Raw genomic sequence first — 2,654 nt, 5'->3', positions numbered from 1 at the left:
GTCCGGCCGGTCGGCGACCATCGCGGACAGGCGGTTGCGAGCCAGGGCCGGCACGAAGGTCACGTCCTCCAGGGCACGCAGGGCGCGGCCGCGCAGATGGCCCTCGCCGTCCATGCGGATGAACCATTGCGGCGTGGCGCGATAGATCACCGGCGCGCGCGACCGCCAGGAATGCGGATAGGAATGAAGGATGGTCGAACGCGCCACCAGCCCCGCCGGGGCCGCGCCGGCCTCGCTGGCCCGCACCATCGCCGCCGACAGCGCGGTGCAGACCGGATCGGCGGCCTTGAAGACATGGATGTCGGCGAACAGCGGCACCCAGGCGGCATAGCGCCCGTCATCCAGCACCAGTTCCGGGATTTCGATCCCGTTGGCCACCGACACGGCGAAATCCTCCTCGCCATGGGCGGGGGACATGTGGACCAGGCCGGTGCCCGCGTCGGTGGTGACGAAATCCGCCGCCAGCAGCGGCACCTCGAAATCATAGCCCTCGCCGCGCAGCGGATGGGCGCACAGCGCGTCGGTCAGCGCCTCGCCCGGCAGGGTATAGAGGACATGATGCTCGGTGATGCCGGCGGCCGCGCAGAACCGCGCGATCAGGTCCTCGGCCACCAGCAGGCGCGCGCCGGGTTCCAGCGCGGCGCTGTCGGTCACGCCGTCGACCCGCAGCACGGCATAGGTGATGCCCGGCCCGAACGCGATGGCGCGATTGCCCGGGATCGTCCAGGGCGTGGTGGTCCAGATGACGGCCGACACGTCCTGCAGCGCGCGGGCCGGCGTCGGATCGTGGATGAAGGGAAAGGCGACATGGATCGTGGTGGATTCATGGTCGCGATATTCGATCTCGGCCTCGGCCAGGGCGGTCTTCTCGACCGGGCTCCACATCACCGGGCGCAGGCCGCGATACAGCAGCCCGTTCAGCAGGAAGCGGCCGATTTCCTCGACGATCGTCGCCTCCGAGGCGAAATCCATCGTGGCATAGCGCCGCTCCCATTCCGCCTGCACGCCCAGCCGGCGGAATTCGGCCGCCTGCACGTCCAGCCATTTCTGGGCATAGGCACGGCATTCGGCCCGGAATTGCAGGATCGGCACCGAATCCTTGTTCTTGCCCGCCTTGCGGTATTCCTCCTCGATCTTCCATTCGATCGGCAGGCCGTGGCAGTCCCAGCCCGGCACGTAATGCACCGCGAAGCCCGCCATGCGATGGGCGCGGTTGATCACGTCCTTCAGGATCTTGTTCAGCGCATGGCCGATATGCAGGTTGCCGTTCGCATAGGGCGGCCCGTCATGCAGCATGAAGGGCGGACGGCCCTCGGCCTGCGCGTGCAGCCGCCCGTCCAGGCCGCTCCGCGCCCAGTCCTCCAGAATCTCCGGCTCCCGCTTCGGCAGGCTGCCCCGCATGGGGAAGCTCGTTTTCGGCAGGAAGACCGTCTCCCGATAGAGATCCTGTGACTTTGGCTCGCTCATGACCCTGTATTTCTGGCTGTCGTGATTCTGGCTGTCGTGATGCGGTACGGGGGCCGCGAAAGCCCCACCTTATGCGGAGCCCCACCCCCCGCGGTCAAGCGCCCCGCCATCCGGCGCGCCCCGTCAGGCGTCTGTGCGCGTCACGGCGCCGAATGCGCCCCCAGCCGCGCCAGGTCGGCCAGGTACAGCCGGGCGGTGGCAGCATCCTCGGCAATCTGCGCCTTCAGCGCGTCCAGCCCGGCGAAGCGCCGCTCCTCGCGCAGCAGCGTATGCAGCGCCACCGACAGGGTCTCGCCGTACAGGTCGCCCTCGAAATCCAGCAGATGGACCTCCAGCCGGCTTTCCTGGCCGTCGGCGATGGTCGGGCGGCGGCCGATATTGGCCACTCCGGGCCAGGACCGCCCGTCCGACAGCCGCACCGTCACCGCATAGACCCCGCGCGCCGGCTCCAGATGCCGGCCCAGCGGCACATTGGCGGTCGGAAAGCCCAGCAGACGCCCGCGCTTGTCGCCATGCTGCACCACGCCGCGGATCGACCAGGGGCGGCCCAGCTCCTCGGCCGCGCGCTCGGGATAGCCGTCCTGCAGCAGCCGGCGGATCCGGGTCGAGGAAAACGGCCCCCCCGCATCCGACAGGGGCGGCACGACCGTCAGGCCGATACCCAGCTCCTCGGCCCGGTCGGCCAGGAACGCCACATTGCCCCCCCGCCGGTGGCCGAAGGCGAAATCCGCGCCGCAGGCCACGTGCCGCAGCCCCAGCGCATCATGCAGCACGTCGGCGACGAAACGCTCGGCGCTCAGCGCGCTGAATTCGGTGTCGAACGGAATCTCGAACACTTGGCGCACGCCCAGCGCCGACAGCGCGGCCAGCCTTTCCTCGGACAGGGTCAGGCGAAAGGGCGGGTCCTGCGGCCGGAACAATTCGCGCGGATGCTGCTCGAACGTCACCACCGCCAGGCCCAGGTCGGGACGGGCGGAATGCAGCGTATGCAGCAGGTGCGCATGCCCCATATGCACGCCGTCGAAATTGCCCAGCGCCGCGGCCATGCCCCGCATTTCGACCGGGACATGGCGCCAGCCGGTATGCAGGTGCGTCCTCATGCGGCCCGCCTCAGGCCGAATTGCCGCGCGGCCTCGTCCAGGGTCGCCGCCCGGGGGTGAACCGCGCCCGCCGCGGTGCCGTCCTCG

At 69.8% G+C, this 2,654-nt stretch carries 2 protein-coding genes; both read right to left on the bottom strand.

All coding sequences use genetic code 11. From position 1 onward, the window contains the following. A partial coding sequence (locus HUK84_RS14525) for a class I tRNA ligase family protein (RefSeq protein ID WP_176640924.1) occupies window positions 1-1,467 on the bottom strand: 1,467 nt, incomplete at its 3' end. 140 nt (window positions 1,468-1,607) lie between these two features. Beyond that, window positions 1,608-2,567, bottom strand: a complete 960-nt coding sequence (locus HUK84_RS14520) for a bifunctional riboflavin kinase/FAD synthetase (protein WP_176640923.1) — start codon at window positions 2,565-2,567, stop codon at window positions 1,608-1,610. Window positions 2,568-2,654 lie beyond the last annotated feature (87 nt).

The sequence above is a fragment of the Nguyenibacter vanlangensis genome, from assembly GCF_013376155.1.
Taxonomy (GTDB): domain Bacteria; phylum Pseudomonadota; class Alphaproteobacteria; order Acetobacterales; family Acetobacteraceae; genus Gluconacetobacter; species Gluconacetobacter vanlangensis.
Note: the sequence above shows the minus strand (reverse complement) of the source record. Positions and strands in the feature narration are given on the sequence as shown.

Coding starts and splice junctions, on each gene's coding strand:
- HUK84_RS14520 (WP_176640923.1), bottom strand. CDS start 2,567: ATGAGGACGCACCTGCATACCGGCTGGCGCCATGTCCCGGTCGAAATG.